The organism is Prevotella koreensis, from assembly GCF_003977605.1.
GTDB lineage: Bacteria > Bacteroidota > Bacteroidia > Bacteroidales > Bacteroidaceae > Prevotella > Prevotella koreensis.
The window spans coordinates 1,454,446-1,471,304 of sequence record NZ_RYYU01000001.1; the positions used below are offsets into that span (position 1 = coordinate 1,454,446).

Consider the following 16,859-nt stretch of genomic DNA (forward strand, 5'->3'; position numbering starts at 1 on the left):
ATTTATATTAAAAGACTCTTTTATGTTATATGTTTTCTTACATTGATAGAAAAGTTAGGGTGTTGTGTTTATTATAAAAAGACTTGTAAAAGATATGAAAGAAAAATTAATTTAAAATGCTAAATCTATGATATATAACTCTATACTTATAAAATTGATTACTGAATACACAAGATTTATCAATATAAGAATTTAGTACTTTGAAATAACGTAAAAATGATATTTCGTTTAAAGACGCTCGATATAATAGAAAGTAAGGGGAGTTTGAGTACACTACCTATTGGCAAATGTCTTATCAATACAATCAATGCTCATTCTTACAATACTGCACAAAAGGACGCGTTATTTGCTGAAGCACTTTTGAATGGCGACGCATTGATTCCGGACGGAGCAAGTATCGTAAAGGCCTGCAAGTGGTTGAATGCAAAATCGCAACCAAGAGAGAGAATTGCAGGCTGGGATTTGTTCGTTTTCGAGATGAGAAGACTGAATGATGAACAATTGAGAGTAGGAAGCAATGTACAGGCGGCGAACGTAAATTCTGAACCAAACGACGACAGGAAACAGCCAAAAGTAATGTTCATGGGAAGTTCCGAAAAAGTGTTGGAACTGATACGTGAGAAAGCAAAACGCGAATATCCTAATCTTGAAACAGTTACTTATTCCCCACCTTACAAACCGGAGTTCTCCGATGAGGATAACGCAGCAATTGTGAAAGCAATTAATGATGCTGATCCCGACTTGTTATGGATAGGCATGACTGCCCCCAAGCAGGAGAAATGGGTTTATAAGCACTGGCACGAACTGGATATAAATTGCCATTGCGGAACAATCGGTGCCGTGTTCGACTTCTTTGCAGGCACGACAAAACGTGCTCCTTTATGGTGGCAAGAACATTCGTTGGAGTGGCTCTACCGTCTTATTATAGAGCCTCGACGCATGTGGCGCAGGTATATCATAGGAAACGCACTGTTTCTTTGGAACATAATAAAAGAGAAAGCATAGTTCTTTTGTATGTTGGTTTCAGGGAATCTGAAAAGATACTCTCTCTGTGGACATTAAGAAACTTATAACAAAATTCCGCCAACTTGGCGGTTTTACTCTTTTAAGAGAATATGCACGCATCGGCGCATTGCATATTCTCGTAAAGGAAATTGTGCGTATTCAAAGAAAGGGATTGCCCCCGAAAGAGATTTATCCAGCACTTGAACGTAAGGTGCAACCGATTCTTCGTAAACGTTACGAGAAAACCATGCACGGTCTGATTGAAAAATATAACACGGTAAATCCTGAACAGAAGCGTAGTGACAAGATATGGTTCTGCTGGCTTCAGGGCATGGAAAATGCGCCATTGTTGGTCAAGGCATGCTATGAGTCACAGAAAAGAAACCTTGTGGGAAAGAAGATAGAATTGATTTCATACGATACATACGGCCAATTCATTGAACTTCCCGATTATATTGTTAAGAAACACAAGCAGGGAAAGATACCACATCCTCAATTCTCCGATCTCATTCGTCTTGAACTGTTAATAAAATATGGAGGAACTTGGATTGATTCCACCGTACTTTGCACCGGAAACAATTTCCCCGAGAAGGTCTTGGACTCTGACCTTTTCCTGTTTCAATATCGTGATGCGCAGACAAACAAGATTGTTGGCTTTTCCAATTGGTTCATAACATCGTGTACCAATAACCGCGTGCTGCTCGTGCTACGTGAAATGCTCTATCAATATTGGCGCGACTATGATTGTGTCATTGATTACTATATTTTCCACCTTTTCTTCTCTATGATTATCAATGAATGTCCGGAAGAAATGTCCAAGATGCTAAAGAACAACAATAGCGTGACATTGATGTTAGGTAAAAGAATAACACATAAGTATGATGATGTTTGGATGAAGAAACTTACATCTGCTTGTGCTTTTCATAAACTGAACTACAGAATAAAGCCTGACAACAGAAATGCAGAGCCGACATTCTATGATAAAATCATCGAAACCTATATTGTATAATGAAGCGATTTATAGAACTTCTTCTTATTGCGATAGGCAGAAAGGATAGATTTGATGTAGCTCCTACTGAAAAAGAGTGGGAAAGCCTTATCGAAACTGCAAACAAGCAGACCATGATTGGGGTGGCTTTCTCTGCAATAGAACGCTTGCCGAAGGAGCAACGACCGCCAAGAGATACGATTATCAGACAATATATGTTTGTGCAACATATAGAAACGAGAAACGAAAAACTCACTGAATCGTGCGTGAAAATGATAAAACATCTTCATAGCAATAGTTTCGAGGCTTGCATACTGAAAGGACAAGGCAATGCTTTGCTATATCCGGAGCATCTGAGAAAGAGACGCATGAGCGGAGATATTGATGTATGGACATTGCCAAAGGGCTATAAAGAAAAAGGTGAGTTGGAGTCGATAAGAATGGTGATAGATTATGTCCATAAATTGACGCCCGGCACGAAAGCAACATATCACCACATTGATTTCCCTGCCATGAAAAATGTTGAGACAGAGGTGCATTATCGTCCGGCATTCCTTTACACTCCTTATCGCAACAGGCGACTTCAGCAATGGTTTCTTGAAAATTCGGAAGAGCAGTTCCGCAATGTGGTGAATACACAATATGGCGAAATAATAATGCCTACGAGAGAGTTCAACATGGTGTTCCAGTTGTGCCATATCTACAAGCATTTGTTCGAGGAGGGTGTAGGACTAAGACAGTTGATGGACTATTATTATGTGTTGAAAAACACTCCTATAAATACAGAGAAACAGCAGGATGCTCTAATGATAATAAGACGCTCTGGGATGCTGAACTTTGCAAAAGCCGTGATGTGGGTAATGCAGGAGGTTTTCGGATTGGAAAAGGAATTTCAATATGTAGAACCGGACGAAAAGGTAGGGCGATTGTTGCTTGAAGAAATTGAAGCGACAGGAAACTTCGGACAAATGGATACTCGGTTCGGTGACAAATCAAAGGAGAGCAACTGGCACAGAATTGTTAGAGTAGTAGGTTATGACATGAAGTTTTTCCGATATTATCCCGAGGAGGTACTGTGGAATCCTTTGTTCAAACTTTACCACTGGTATTGGCGGCGAAAGATGAATTGAGAAATGCCACGATGTTAATTATTCGTGTTAAAACAAAAAGATGTAATCTGTGTGGAATAGTAGATCATATCGAAGAGCATGACATCTATTCTATCCTTCAACTCCAATCTCTAAGTTTATTCATACCGGACATAAATCAAAAAGAGAGAAAGGGCGGCTTTATGCTTCCCTTTCTCTCTTTCTGTTTTATATGTGTTCGCTGTTATTTCGCCCTTTGACATTCCACGAATATTATTGTGTTTTCATTCACAACGTTATTCTTCTTTATGAACTTTTCTTTCTCTAAACCGTCCTCATGAAGGCTGTATAGGTATGCGTTCAGAGAGAATTTAGAATAATCAGGTGTAGTTCCGGCAAGCGACGGACCGTAGAATCTTATGAGGTAGTCGTGCGACTTCCCGTCAACAATTACTCCCTTGAACTCCAATGGCAATGGTTTTGAATACATGGCAACTCCGTTCGCGTTGACATCTACTATCAGGAAGCGTACCACCAACGTCGGACTTGGCAGTGCCGATATTGCTGCCTTGATTTTTTCGTCACTGATGTTCTTTGCGAAAACTGCAGCGGGTATGCCTGTAATCTTTATTGTTGAGTCAGGGGTAACAGTCATATTTATGCCATCCTCCTTTTTGAACTCTTTTGTTTCCCAATTTACCAGATACTGCACGAATCCTGAATAACTTCCACTTACGTGTTTGTAGTAGATGGGGTCGATTTGTTTCCTTGGTTCATCATCATTTCCCAGACACGATGACATCACTAAAGAGAACATTGCTACAAACATTAACGTTGCGAGATAATTGTAATTTTTCATATTCTTTATTATTTAAAAGTTTCTGTAATATAAATACACCGCCATGCAAAATATTGCATCGGCGGCGTATTTACTTCACATTATTTAACACAAATGGTTATATATGCTTTCCCTCACTGTGCAAGAGATTCATAAATTCCTCGCGAGTCTTCGCTTGATTGAAAGCCCCACTGAAATCGCTTGTCGTGGTAACAGCCCCTTGTTTCTCGACACCGCGCATCTGCATGCACATGTGTTTTGCCTCAATTACGACCATAACGCCGAGCGGATGCAAGGTATTCTGGATGCAATCCTTTATCTGCAAGTTGAGACGCTCCTGCACTTGTAGTCGATGACTGAAGATGTCCACCACGCGTGCAATTTTAGAAAGTCCCGTGATATATCCGTTGGGTATATATGCCACATGCACCTTGCCATAGAACGGCAGCATGTGATGTTCGCAGAGAGAGAAGAAGTCTATGTCCTTGACAATGACCATTTGGTTATATTTCTCCGCAAAGAGGGCATCGGTCAGAACCTTGTTTGCGTCCTGTGTATATCCGCGTGTCAGTATCTGCATTGCCTTTGCCACTCGCATCGGTGTTTTCTGCAGTCCTTCTCTCTCGGTATCCTCGCCGAGAAGTTGTATTATTTCCTTATAATGTGTCGCAAGTTCGTCGAGACCTTCGCGAAATTCTATTTCCGGATTCATATATTTATCTTGATACTGTTATAGGTCCTCTCACTAAAGTTGCTGAACCAAATCCTGCGTTTTTCACTTGCCTGAGCACTCTAACGGCTTCTTCCTGAGATCTGAAATTACCCATTCTCACTATCCAGTTTGGCGAATAGAAATGCACATAGACCGGTTGTCCGGGGAAACTATTCTTCAGTTTGTTGCCGATAGACTGAGCCTTTTGCTTGGCATCGCGCGTTCCGCCACCACGATACACCTGCACCCTGTAACCGTTGGCGCGGTGTCCGTTCACCATGACCTTCTTTCTTTTGTCCACGGTCACATTCTCGTCGGTCGTCGGTTCGTGTCTTTTATACTCAGTCCTTGTTCTGTCAGGTTCTTTTCCGGCAGAGTCGTGCTTGTCAGTTTCGTTCTTGGCCGAGTCGTGCTTATCCTTGTCGGATATTTTCTCGCTGTCTTTTTTGCTCGATTTATCGGTTTTCCTTTCCGATACCGGTGGCAGAATATTGTTCACCAGACTGTCAATCCCCCTGCTTTCGTTCACGGTGACCATCCCCTGGCCTTGCTGCCTCTGCTGCAAATGCTGCAGGAAAGTTTGTGCACCGGCAGTCGTAAAGCCTGCTATTGCCAAAATCATTGTCAGTATTATATGTCTCATAATGCTGTTGGGTATTGTTGTTTAGTGATTTTTTATTGTAGAACCTTCAACTTTTCAATGCTCAACTTATTATTTCCAAGCATCGATAATTCCTCTGAAGTCGGCTGCTTTCAGTGCCGCTCCACCAATAAGTCCGCCGTCGATATCAGGCTTTGCAAACAGTTCGGGGGCATTGCTTGCCTTGCAAGAACCGCCATACAGTATTGACGTGTCTTCGGCAACGGCCTTGCCATACTTCTCTGCTATTATCGAACGTATGTAAGCATGTATTTCTTCTGCCTGATCTGAGGTTGCAGTCTTACCGGTTCCTATGGCCCATATCGGCTCGTATGCGATGATAATTTTACGGAAGTCCTCTTCAGAAAGGTTGAATACCGAGCCTTCGAGTTCGGCTTTCACCACCTCATTCTGTTTGTTTGCTTCACGTTCTTCAAGGCTTTCGCCTATGCAGAAAATCACCTTCAGTCCGTTTTTCAGTGCGAGTAGCACTTTCTCTTTCAGTATTTCGGGAGTTTCGGCATAGTAACTACGACGCTCCGAGTGGCCGATGATGACATATTGTGCACCGGTGCTCTTCACCATTTCTGCACTTACCTCACCTGTATATGCCCCTTTCTCTTTGTCGGCGCAGTTTTCTGCTCCGAGTGCGAGTACGTTTTGGTCTATTGCCTGCGCAACAGATGCAAGGTGAATGAATGGCGTGCATATTATCACGTCACAGTTTGGCTTCTCTGCTGTCAGTGCCTCGTTGAGTTCTTTTGCCAGAGCCACGCCTTCCTGCAGGTTGAGATTCATCTTCCAGTTACCTGCTACGATTTTCTTTCTCATTTTCTTCTTTTTTAATAGTTTATATAATTTGTTCTTTTTTCTCGTGTTTCTTACTATGCTGCTCCACGCCCACAGGCGGTCGGCAAGTGTGAGGAGGAAGAGCGGAATGACAAACCATATAACAACTTTCACCACTTTCTTTGCCGTGTCGAAGTTGCCATTGTCGATACCATTCTTTATCAGTGCCTTAAATTCCTGCGACGCAGGGTCGGGCAGGTCGTTATGGCTCCATTTTCCAATCACGCGCCCCTCTTTCAGCAAGAAGAGTCCCGGATTGCTCCTTATCATTGTTTTCAGCGTTGTGCCGTCGGTTATTCCGAAGTCATATTCTGCTCCGGTAATATCTCTCCAGCGGCTTATCGCCTCATCTGAACTTGCCGTGAGTCCGATGAAATTCATGCCGTTGCCGGTGGCATATTCATAGATACGGTCTATGTCACCGAAGTTTGAGTCGTCTGCTTTTTCTAATTGCGGAGACACGAGCAGGAATGTGTAGTCCTTATTGGCAAGCAGATCCTCCGTGACATCCACACCGTCAGGTTGCATAACGACTGAAAAGTCGTGGATCGGGGGCACATAACCCTCGCTCACCTGCACCGTCTTGCTGTCTATGAACGTCCATGTGGAGTCGGGATAGTTGTCGAGCGAGAATTCGCGACGCTCCCCGTCTTTCTCCATTATGAATGTCGTCTCAAACTCCGGACCTTTCTCTCCAGGCGGCATCTCCATGCCTTTCTTTATGTCTGCACCGATGTGATATGGGCGGAAGTCGAACAGTGGCAGCATATACAGGCAGTAGATGCTCACTCCGACGATGAACAGCACTGTGTAGTTTATCACTATCCATTGGTTGGAGCGACTGATGAACCTCACCATTTGCAGCGGTCGCCATGCCACAATCACAGCACTTGCCAGCAGCACGATGTTTTTCATCAGCGTTTGGGCATTGCTGATATGTATCGCATCACCGAAGCAACCGCAGTCTTTCACCGGTTCGGCAATCCAGAGCCACAGCGTTATAATGGTCATTATGGCCATGAACACTGCCGTGATGCGCGACACCACTCTTCGGTGAATGGCGAACAATAGCAGCACACCAAGGCTGAACTCCACTGCCGATAACGCTACCGAAAGCCCTAATGTTGCCAAAGAACCTGCCGGTTGCATTATTCCTACTGCTGCGGCATAGTCCTCAATCTTATATTGTGTGCCTAACGGGTCAATTGCTTTGACGAAACCGGAAACGATAAACGTCACGGCTACAACCAGACGGCACAGGTTTACTATTGCATGTTGAACGAACAGCGTGGTACGACTAACGACAGTTTCTTCTGCCGTCCTTCCGTTCGTTTCATTCTTCCCTTCGTTCATCTTTCGTATTTACTTCAACGCTCTTCGCTCAACACTCCGCCCGGCTCCGACAGGAAACGCTTTCAAAGCGAAGTGCAGAAAGAACGCTCAACACTCATCCCTCAACACTCATCCCTCATCCCTCAACGCTCAACGCTCATCGCTCAACGCTCATCCCTCAACGCTCAACTTAATCACCCCGAACACAGCATAATTGATGATGTCCATATAATTGGCATCAATCCCCTCGCTCACGAGTGTGTTTCCGTCGAGGTCTTCAATCTCCTTTATTCGTTGCAGTTTTGTCAGTATGAAGTCGGTATAACTGCTCACTCTCATCGAGCGCCAAGCCTCGTCGTAGTCGTGGTTCTTGCGCAACATCAGTTGCAATGCCTCGTCGGCATGGCGGTCGTATAGTGCCATAGCCTCCTCGGCCGATATGTCAACACAGTCAACAAACCCACGTTCGAGTTGTATCAGTCCCACAATACCATAGTTGACAATGGCGATGAACTCCGGACGTATGCCTTCACCCACCAATGACTCTCTCTTTATCTCGAGCGAACGTATGCGTTTCGCCTTGATGAAGAGTTGGTCTGTGAGCGACGATGAGCGCAGGATACGCCATGAAGCACCGTAGTCGTGCAGTTTGCTCCGAAACAACTCGCGACATTCTTTCATCGCGGTCTTGAATTGTTCCTCCGTGTTGTTCTGTGTGTTACACATTATTTTATACCTTAGTCGGGTGCAAAATTAATCTATTTTTCTGAATTTGAGAAGAGAATAATGATAAAAATGACTTGTCCCCCAATATTTGAGACCCATATCGGGTTATGTGTCAATTCTGTTTTCCAACACGCTTTATCCCTCTTTCTGCTTCTGCTTTATCAGTTTCACCTTGGCGCATTCTGTGTCGAACTTCACTTTCAGCGAGTCGCGTTGCAGCCTCATTCTGTTCACCCCTTCGAGTTCTTCCTCGGTGGCCGTTCCCTCGGCATGATGCGCTTCGGCGAGTGATTTCTTTGAGTTGTATTCCGCCTCAAGTTTCTCTAATTCCACATCCAGTCTCTCCACGTTCTTCTGTGCCTGTCCAAGACACACATCTTGATACAGAATCAGCGCACGTTCGCGCACATCAATGGAGTTGGGATAGACGTTGCGCAGGGAGTCGATGCTGCGCAGAGCATCCTCGTACTTCTCGTTTTCATATTCCAGTGTAGCCTTTTTCAGCAGCCCCTCCGCCTCCTTCTGTGCATTGGTTTGTTTACACGATGCCAATACGAATACTGCTGTAATTGCCAAAAATATTATTCTTTTCATTGCTCTATGATTGTTCTCTTGTTCTTTTTCGGTTTACAAAAGTACTGATATTTATTGAAATGGCAAAAGTTTCATAGCAAAACGTCATGCTTTTCCTCTTTATCCATCATCATTCCGCCCTTCCACCTTTGCCTTTTCACACCTTTCCTTTTCCCATTTATGATGTAATGCAGAGCAATTTGGGCGAATTTGCCGACCAATTTGGGCGAAATTGCTGAGCAAAATGGGCGAAATTGCATTGCAAAAGGGCATTTATTGTAATGAAAAAAGGGGTTGTTAGTTTTGAATTATGCCCTTTTTACCTTATCTTTGCACTCAAATTCTGTTACGTATGAGATTGTATAGTGATGCCGAATTGGCTCAGATTCTCGATAAGGACATATTTCGCAAGATTTCTGATGCTGCCGACTCGCTCGGAGTGGAATGTTATGTTGTGGGCGGTTTTGTGCGCGACATATTTCTTGGACGGCCGTCAAATGATATAGATGTGGTGGTTGTGGGTAGCGGCATCGCCGTGGCCACCGAACTGAAAAAGCGTCTCGGAAGACGCGCTCACCTCAGTGTGTTCCGCAATTTCGGAACTGCACAGGTGAAGTTTTTTTTGTTGAGCGATGAGAGTGTAACGTTGAGTGATGAGCGTGTAGCGTTGAGCGTTGAGCGTGTAGCGTTGAGTGATGAGGATGTAGCGATGAGCGAGAAGCAAGAAAAACAATCATCGCTCAACCCTCAACCCTCATCGCTCAACGCTCAACGCCAAACGCTCAACGCTCAACCAATCGAGGTGGAGTTCGTAGGGGCAAGAAAAGAGAGTTACAGTCATGATTCGCGCAAGCCGATAGTTGAAAATGGCACGCTGGAAGACGACCAAAACCGACGCGATTTCACAATAAACGCACTCGCGATATGTCTTAACAAAGAACGGTTCGGCGAACTCGTTGACCCCTTCGATGGAATATACGACATGGAAGACAGGATAATACGCACCCCGCTCGACCCCGACATAACCTTCTCTGACGACCCGTTGCGCATGCTTCGGTGTGTAAGGTTCTCGGCGCAGTTAAAGTTTGACATCGAAGAAGAGACTTTCGATGCCCTGCAACGAAACGCTCACCGACTGAAAATAATCAGCGGCGAGCGAATACAAGAGGAACTGAACAAAATAATAATGACAGAAAAGCCGAGTCGAGGCATTTATGACCTTTACCGCGCCGGACTGCTACAGTATATCCTTCCGGAACTGTGCGCCCTCGATGTTGTGGAAACGCGTAACGGAAAATCTCATAAGAACAATTTCTACCACACCCTTGAAGTGCTCGACAATGTGGCGGCAAGCGACGATAATTCTCTGTGGTTGCGCTGGTCGGCCATACTGCACGATGTGGGCAAGCCAAAGAGCAAGCGTTGGGACAATGCCGTGGGGTGGTCGTTCCACAACCATAACTACATCGGGGCGAGAATGGTGCCGCAGATATTCCGCCGTATAAAACTGCCGCTCGATTCAAAAATGAAGTTTGTGCAGAAAATGGTTGACCTGCACATGCGCCCGATAGTGATTGCCGATGAAGAAGTGACCGACAGTGCTGTGCGCCGACTCATCAACGATGCTGATGCCGACATAGACAGCCTGATGACGCTGTGCGAGGCCGACATAACGTCGAAGAATGAAGTGCGCAAGGCTCGTTTCCGTGACAATTTCCGCCTTGTGCGCGAGAAACTTGCAAAACTCAAGGAGGATGATTACAAGCGAAAGTTGCAGCCGGTGATAGATGGTAACGAGATAATGCAGATGTTCGGACTGAAACCGTCACGCGAAGTGGGCGAACTAAAGAAATGTTTGAAAGAGGCCGTGCTTGACAACAGCGTTGCCAACGAACGCGAACCGCTGATGCAACTGCTCATGGAAAAGGCAAAGAGCATGGGGCTTAATATTGTTAATTCTATTTAATTATTCGCGTGAAGTGTCGCATGTATTAATAAAATGTATATCTTTGCGTGTCGAAAACTTGCAAGTTACACATAGTTTTCCCGTAATACGATTAATTATATTTTAAAACAAACAGATAAAAACAATATATAACAGATATGAAGAGAGATAAAATCTTACTGTTCGCCTTTATCGTTGCCGTGCTCGTTTCGTGCGGCAAGAAAGGCAATACGGATTTCAATGACAACGAATTCCCGGTTGAGACCGTAAAGAGTCAAAGCACTTCGATGCAGACATCTTACCCCACGTCACTGAAAGGAATACAGGACGTAGAGATACGTCCGAAGGTTGCGGGATTCATTACGCAAGTTTGTGTGAAGGAAGGACAGACGGTGGGCGCCGGCCAGTTGCTCTTCGTAATAGACAATGCAACATATCAGGCGGCCGTGAGACAGGCACAGGCTTCGGTGAACACTGCCACGGCGCAGTGTAACACGGTGAAGATGGCCTACGAGAACAGTATAAAACTCCGTGAGAATAAGGTGATAGGAGACTTTGAACTGCAAAGTGCGAAGAACAACTACGAGAGTGCAAAGGCACAACTTGCGCAGGCACAGGCCGGTCTTGCATCGGCGAAGGAGATGCTGAGTTTCTGTTATGTGAAGAGTCCGACGGCCGGTGTGGTGGGCACATTGCCATACAAGGAAGGCGCAATGGTGAGTGCTTCGAGCATGCCTGCCCTGACAACGGTGTCTAACATCAGTACCATCGAGGCCTATTTCTCAATGACCGAGAAAGACATTCTTGAAATGACAAAGACCGCCGGCAGCATGCAAGCAGCCATAGACCAATATCCTGAACTGAAACTTCAACTCTCAGATGGCTCGATATACTCTGAGGCAGGCCGACTGGTGAAGGCAAGCGGCGTGGTGGATGCTGCCACGGGAAGCGTGCAGATGATAGCCCGTTTCCCCAATCCGCAGAGGTTGTTGAAGTCGGGAGCATCCGGTTCGATAGTCGTTCCGCGCTCAGATAACAACGCTATCGTTATCCCGCAGAGCGTCACCGTTGAGGTTCAAGACAAGGTTTTCGTTTATTTGTTGGGTAAAGACAATAAGGTAAAATATACCGAAATCAAGGTTGACACCCAGAACGATGGTAAAAACTACATAGTGCTTTCAGGTCTTAAGGCCGGCGACAAGTATGTCACCAACGGCATTACAAAACTCACCGACGGTATGGAGATTAAGCCAATCACCACCGCCCAATACCAAAAGAAAATAGAGGAGGCCACAAAACTCGGCGAGAACCAAAACTCCGCCAAGGGCTTTATCAACGCAATGAGCAAGTAGGCGGTTGCTGTTTTTTGAGTTATGAATAAAGAAACACCGGCCATGCCGGTAAAATACTGATATATGACATTTACAAACTTTATAAAACGCCCGGTACTATCAACGGTGATTTCGGTGCTCGTCGTGATACTGGGAATAATCGGTCTCGTGGCACTTCCGGTGGAGCAATATCCAAATATCTCCCCTACTACCGTGTCAGTGCAAGCCGCGTATATGGGAGCAGATGCCGAGACCGTCAAAAACTCTGTGCTCGCACCGCTTGAAGAGAGCATAAACGGTGTGGAAGGAATGGACTATATGACATCCACCGCCACCAACAACGGTATGGCGATGATTACCGTAATGTTCCGCCAAGGGATTGACCCCAACATGGCTGCCGTAAACGTTCAGAACCGCGTTCAGCAGGCTCAATCGTTGTTGCCGGCCGAAGTTACGCGTGCCGGTGTTACGGTATCGAAGCGTCAGACATCGCAGGTGATGATATTTTCGCTCTCGTCAACCGATGGGCGTTATGACGATGAGTTCCTGACAAACTACCTCGCGATAAACATAATCCCTGCTCTCAAACGTGTTGAGGGTGTCGGTGAGGTGAATAGTCCGGGTATGAAGACCTACTCGATGCGAATATGGTTGAAGCCAGAGGTAATGAAACAATACAGTCTGATGCCTTCAGACATCTCGGCAGCACTGGCCGACCAGAACATAGAGGCTGCCCCCGGAGCGTTCGGAGAGCAGAGTGATGTGGCATACGAATATGTGATGCGCTACAAGGGACGTCTGAAAACTCCCGAAGAGTATGGAGATATTCTTATCTCTACCAACACCGAGGGACAGACCTTGCGACTGAAAGACGTAGCCAAGATAGAACTCGGCGGACTGCAATATTCGGTATCGATGCGCCACGACGGCAAGCCTTCGGTAGTAGGTATGGTGCAACAAGTGGCCGGCTCAAATGCCAATCAGATTGCACAAAACTGTAGAGAAGAACTTAAAAATCAAAGGAAGATGCTGCCGCCGGGTTGCGAACTGAATGTGAACTATGATGTAACGGACTTCCTCTATGCCTCTATCGAGGAGGTGATTTTCACGCTTGTGCTGACCCTTGTACTCGTGTTCATCGTGGTGTATGTCTTCTTGCAAGACTTCCGTTCCACCCTTATCCCGCTCATTGCGGTGCCTGTGTCGCTGATAGGAACATTCTTCTTCCTAAATATCTTCGGCTTCTCGATAAACCTGCTCACCCTCTCGGCGTTGCTCCTTGCCATTGCCATTGTGGTCGATGATGCCATTGTGGTGGTCGAGGCGGTACATGCAAAACTCGACATGGGCTATAAGAGCGCACTTTCGGCAAGTATAGATGCGATGAATGAGATTTCGGGTGCAATCATATCCATAACGCTTGTGATGGCTTCAGTGTTCATTCCGGTGTCGTTTATCGGCGGTGTGTCCGGCTCATTCTATAAAGAGTTCGGTGTCACCATGGCCGTGTCTATTTTCATATCGGCACTGAACGCCCTTACACTCTCGCCCGCCCTCTGTGCCATTTTCCTGAAGCCGCACGAGGAAGGGGAGAAGAAAATGAGCATGGTTGACCGTTTCCACGCCTCTTTCAACACTCAATACAACAAGATTCTTGGAAAATACAAGAGGGGAGTGGAGCGTGCCGTGAATCATAAAATTGCAGTTGGAATATCCGTTGCGGTGGGCGTTGCTGCCCTCGTTTTAGGTATGGCAACGACAAAGACCGGTCTTGTGCCTGACGAAGACACGGGAGTACTCTTCTGTATGATTTCCATGCCGCCCGGAACCAGCATTCATCGCACGCAGCAAGTGATAGACCAAGTGGACTCGATGTTGGCATCCAACCCTGCGATACAAAGCCGCGAGCAGATACAGGGCTATAACTTCATCTCCGGACAAGGCTCCGACCAGGCCACATTCATCATAAAACTGAAACCCTTCGAAGAACGTATCGGCGGTTTCTGGTATAAACTTTCCGGACTCTGGGAGGGCGACGGCATTATGCGTTTCTTCCTTAATCCGCGTGCCAATGGTACTGTTCTGGGAATGATATACAAGCAAACGGCAACAATAAAAGATGCTAAAATCTTGGCATTCCCACCACCAATGGTATCCGGATTCTCTGTTACCAATGCCGTGACGTTGAACCTTCAAGATAAGACCGGTGGCGATTTGGGTAACTTTTTCAATCGTACGCAAGAGTTCCTTGCCGAGTTGCAGAAACGTCCGGAGGTGCAAACGGCCATGACATCATACAACCCGAACTACCCGCAATATATGGTTGACGTTGATGTGGCAAAGTGTAAGCAGGCCGGCATCGGACCATCAGCAGTACTCACCACACTGCAAGGATATTACGGCGGACTCTATGCGTCTAACTTCAACTCGTATGGTAAACTCTATCGCGTTATGATACAGGGTGACGTGGAGAGCCGAATGAAACCGGACGGAATGAAGAACATCTACGTGAGAACCAAATCGGGCATGGTGCCGATAACCGAATTCTGTAGTCTGAATCGCGTATATGGCCCCTCGAACATCAACCGCTTCAACCTTTTCACAAGTATTTCGGCCAACGTGACACCGAACGAAGGGTACTCGTCCGGTGAAGTAATGGAAGCCATTTCGGAAGTTGCGGCAGAGACATTGCCGCAGGGTTACACCTACGAATATAGCGGACTGACTCGCGAAGAGGCGCGATCAAGCAACACCACGGGACTAATCTTCGTGCTATGTATTGTGTTCGTATATCTCATTCTCAGTGCACAGTATGAGAGTTATCTGCTGCCACTGTCGATAATCCTTTCCATACCGTTCGGTCTTGCAGGTGCATTCCTCTTCACGCAGTTGTTCGGTCACAGCAACGACATCTACATGCAGATTTCGCTTATCATGCTTATCGGACTGTTGGCCAAGAACGCTATCCTTATAGTTCAGTTCGCCTTGGAACGCCGACGCATGGGTATGGCAATCAAGTGGTCGGCAGTGTTGGGAGCGGCATCGCGTCTGCGTCCTATCCTTATGACCTCGTTCGCAATGATAATCGGTCTGTTGCCGATGATGTTCGCCAATGGTGTGGGTGCCAACGGTAACCAGACTCTGGGTGCAGCGGCAGTGGGTGGTATGCTCATCGGTATGATTCTACAGATATTCGTTGTGCCGGCACTCTTTGTTATGTTCCAATGGTTGCAAGAGAAAGTGAAGCCTATTACGTTTGAAGACAACAATGCAAACGTGGATAGCGAACTGTTGCAATACAGCAGACCTATCGATGATAAGAAGAATGACAATGTTAAATAAAGAATGTGACATTAATATACAATGAGAAAAACAACTATAATTGCAATGTTGTCGGCCACAATGATGATGGGCAGTTGCGGAATATACAGCAAATATGAACGCCCAGACATCAATACCGATGGCATAATACGCGACCGGATGTCGGCATCCGATATGAAGGAAACCACCGATACGGCTTCGTTCGGAAACCTGCCGTGGCGACAGGTGTTTACCGACCCGATGCTGCAAGGCCTCATTCAGCAAGGCATAGACAACAACGTGAACATGAGAAATGCCGCACTGAACGTGAAAATGGTGGAGGCACAACTGACGGCAGCAAAACTTGCGTTTGTTCCGCAGTTCACCTTCACACCGCAGGCCACCGTGTCTTCATGGGATTTCGATAAGGCAAGGCAAACTTACTCGCTGCCGGTCAATGCCTCATGGACCATCGATCTGTTCGGCAATCTGCTCAATCAGAAACGCTCCGCACAGATGGCTCTGCTTGCAACAAAGGACTATCAACTGGTAGTGAAGACACAAATCGTGTCTAACATTGCCAATCTTTATTACACCCTTTTGATGCTCGACAGACAGTTGGAGATAATCAACGAGATGAGCACTCTGACCAAAGACACATGGGATGTGATGAAAATGCAGATGGAACTGGGACGCTATCGCTCCACCAGTGTGCAGAGTGCGGAGGCCGCCCACTATAATGTTCTGGCACGTGCAGAGGACATGAAGAGGCAGATACGTGAGACGGAGAATGCGTTATCGATACTGATAGGACAGCCGGCGCAGGCCATTGCACGTGGAAAACTTGCCAATCAGACTCTCCCTTCGGAGTTCTCTACCGGCGTCGGACTGCAATTTCTGGCCAACCGTGCCGATGTTCACCGTGCCGAGATGACTCTTGCCGGATGTTTCTACGATGTGAACACAGCCCGCTCGCGCTTCTATCCGAAAATCACTATCAGCGGTAGCGGTGCATATACAAACAACGGTGGCGGTATGATTGTGAACCCCGGAAAGATACTCGCATCGGCAATAGGTTCGCTCGTGCAACCGATATTCATGAACGGACAACTGAAAGCAGGACTCGTGGTGGCACAAGCAAAGTACGAACAGGCCTACAACAACTGGCAGAATGCAATATTCCAGGCAGGCAGTGAGGTGAGCAATGCGCTTGTGAAATATAACTCCAATGCGGCAAAGAGCGAACTCGATGCACATCAGGTTGCGGTGTTGCGTCAGAACGTGGAACACGCAAAAATGCTCGTTTCGGAGTCTTCGAGCACCTATCTTGAGGTGATACAGGCACAGAGTTCGTTGCTCAACGCCGAAATTTCACAACTTACCGACGACTTCAACAAGATGCAGGCCGTGGTAAGCCTCTATCAAGCATTGGGCGGAGGGACGAGATAAAGTTACCCACATACGCCTTACATGACAATCAGGAATGGCAATAAAATAGAATAAAAACCTTTAAAAAAACGCCCCTACAACCT

General features: G+C 46.2%; 13 protein-coding genes. 7 read left to right on the forward strand and 6 right to left on the reverse strand.

Translation table 11 applies throughout. The annotated features are described in order from the left end of the window. The first annotated feature begins 216 nt into the window (after positions 1-216). From EHV08_RS06160 to EHV08_RS06170, 3 genes are read left to right on the forward strand one after another with little or no spacing between them, the layout of a single operon-like run. The gene (locus tag EHV08_RS06160) at positions 217-1,005 is read left to right on the forward strand and encodes a WecB/TagA/CpsF family glycosyltransferase (protein WP_203227059.1); all 789 of its coding nucleotides are present in this window, start codon (positions 217-219) and stop codon (positions 1,003-1,005) included. Between the two features lie 46 nt (positions 1,006-1,051). Then, positions 1,052-2,014 (forward strand): capsular polysaccharide synthesis protein, encoded by a 963-nt coding sequence (locus EHV08_RS06165; protein WP_126678538.1) that lies wholly within the window; start codon positions 1,052-1,054, stop codon positions 2,012-2,014. Next, entirely contained in the window at positions 2,014-3,123 is a 1,110-nt protein-coding gene (locus EHV08_RS06170; RefSeq protein ID WP_126678539.1) for a nucleotidyltransferase family protein, read from the forward strand. Before EHV08_RS06165 ends, EHV08_RS06170 begins: the two co-directional genes overlap by 1 nt. A 202-nt stretch (positions 3,124-3,325) precedes the next feature. Here the strand turns inward: EHV08_RS06170 and EHV08_RS06175 are convergent, their stop codons facing one another. From EHV08_RS06175 to EHV08_RS06200, 6 genes are all read right to left on the reverse strand, one after another. After that, positions 3,326-3,940 (reverse strand): DUF4840 domain-containing protein, encoded by a 615-nt coding sequence (locus EHV08_RS06175; RefSeq protein WP_126678540.1) that lies wholly within the window; start codon positions 3,938-3,940, stop codon positions 3,326-3,328. Between the two features lie 97 nt (positions 3,941-4,037). Beyond that, the gene (gene folE / locus EHV08_RS06180) at positions 4,038-4,631 is read right to left on the reverse strand and encodes a GTP cyclohydrolase I FolE (RefSeq protein ID WP_126678541.1); all 594 of its coding nucleotides are present in this window, start codon (positions 4,629-4,631) and stop codon (positions 4,038-4,040) included. 4 nt (positions 4,632-4,635) lie between these two features. Next, positions 4,636-5,274, reverse strand: a complete 639-nt coding sequence (locus EHV08_RS06185) for an SPOR domain-containing protein (RefSeq protein ID WP_126678542.1) — start codon at positions 5,272-5,274, stop codon at positions 4,636-4,638. A gap of 69 nt (positions 5,275-5,343) precedes the next feature. Next, on the reverse strand, positions 5,344-7,473 hold the full coding sequence (locus EHV08_RS06190; RefSeq protein ID WP_126678543.1) for a BT_3928 family protein: 2,130 nt from the start codon (positions 7,471-7,473) through the stop codon (positions 5,344-5,346). Between the two features lie 150 nt (positions 7,474-7,623). Beyond that, the gene (locus tag EHV08_RS06195) at positions 7,624-8,178 is read right to left on the reverse strand and encodes a DUF1599 domain-containing protein (RefSeq protein WP_126678544.1); all 555 of its coding nucleotides are present in this window, start codon (positions 8,176-8,178) and stop codon (positions 7,624-7,626) included. A gap of 135 nt (positions 8,179-8,313) precedes the next feature. Continuing rightward, on the reverse strand, positions 8,314-8,772 hold the full coding sequence (locus tag EHV08_RS06200) for an outer membrane protein assembly factor BamD (protein ID WP_126678545.1): 459 nt from the start codon (positions 8,770-8,772) through the stop codon (positions 8,314-8,316). Between the two features lie 331 nt (positions 8,773-9,103). On the opposite strand from EHV08_RS06200, the gene EHV08_RS06210 reads away from it, so the two are divergent. From EHV08_RS06210 to EHV08_RS06225, 4 genes are all read left to right on the forward strand, one after another. Beyond that, on the forward strand, positions 9,104-10,717 hold the full coding sequence (locus tag EHV08_RS06210) for a CCA tRNA nucleotidyltransferase (protein WP_238988023.1): 1,614 nt from the start codon (positions 9,104-9,106) through the stop codon (positions 10,715-10,717). Positions 10,718-10,854: 137 nt separating this feature from the next. Then, positions 10,855-12,048: an efflux RND transporter periplasmic adaptor subunit gene (locus EHV08_RS06215; protein WP_126678546.1), complete on the forward strand. Its 1,194-nt coding sequence runs from the start codon at positions 10,855-10,857 to the stop codon at positions 12,046-12,048. 63 nt (positions 12,049-12,111) lie between these two features. Beyond that, positions 12,112-15,369: an efflux RND transporter permease subunit gene (locus EHV08_RS06220; protein WP_126678547.1), complete on the forward strand. Its 3,258-nt coding sequence runs from the start codon at positions 12,112-12,114 to the stop codon at positions 15,367-15,369. A 21-nt stretch (positions 15,370-15,390) separates the two neighbouring features. Next, positions 15,391-16,776 carry an efflux transporter outer membrane subunit gene (locus tag EHV08_RS06225; RefSeq protein ID WP_126678548.1) on the forward strand — a complete coding sequence of 462 codons (1,386 nt, stop codon included), beginning with the start codon at positions 15,391-15,393 and terminating at the stop codon, positions 16,774-16,776. The last annotated feature ends 83 nt before the right edge of the window (positions 16,777-16,859 follow it).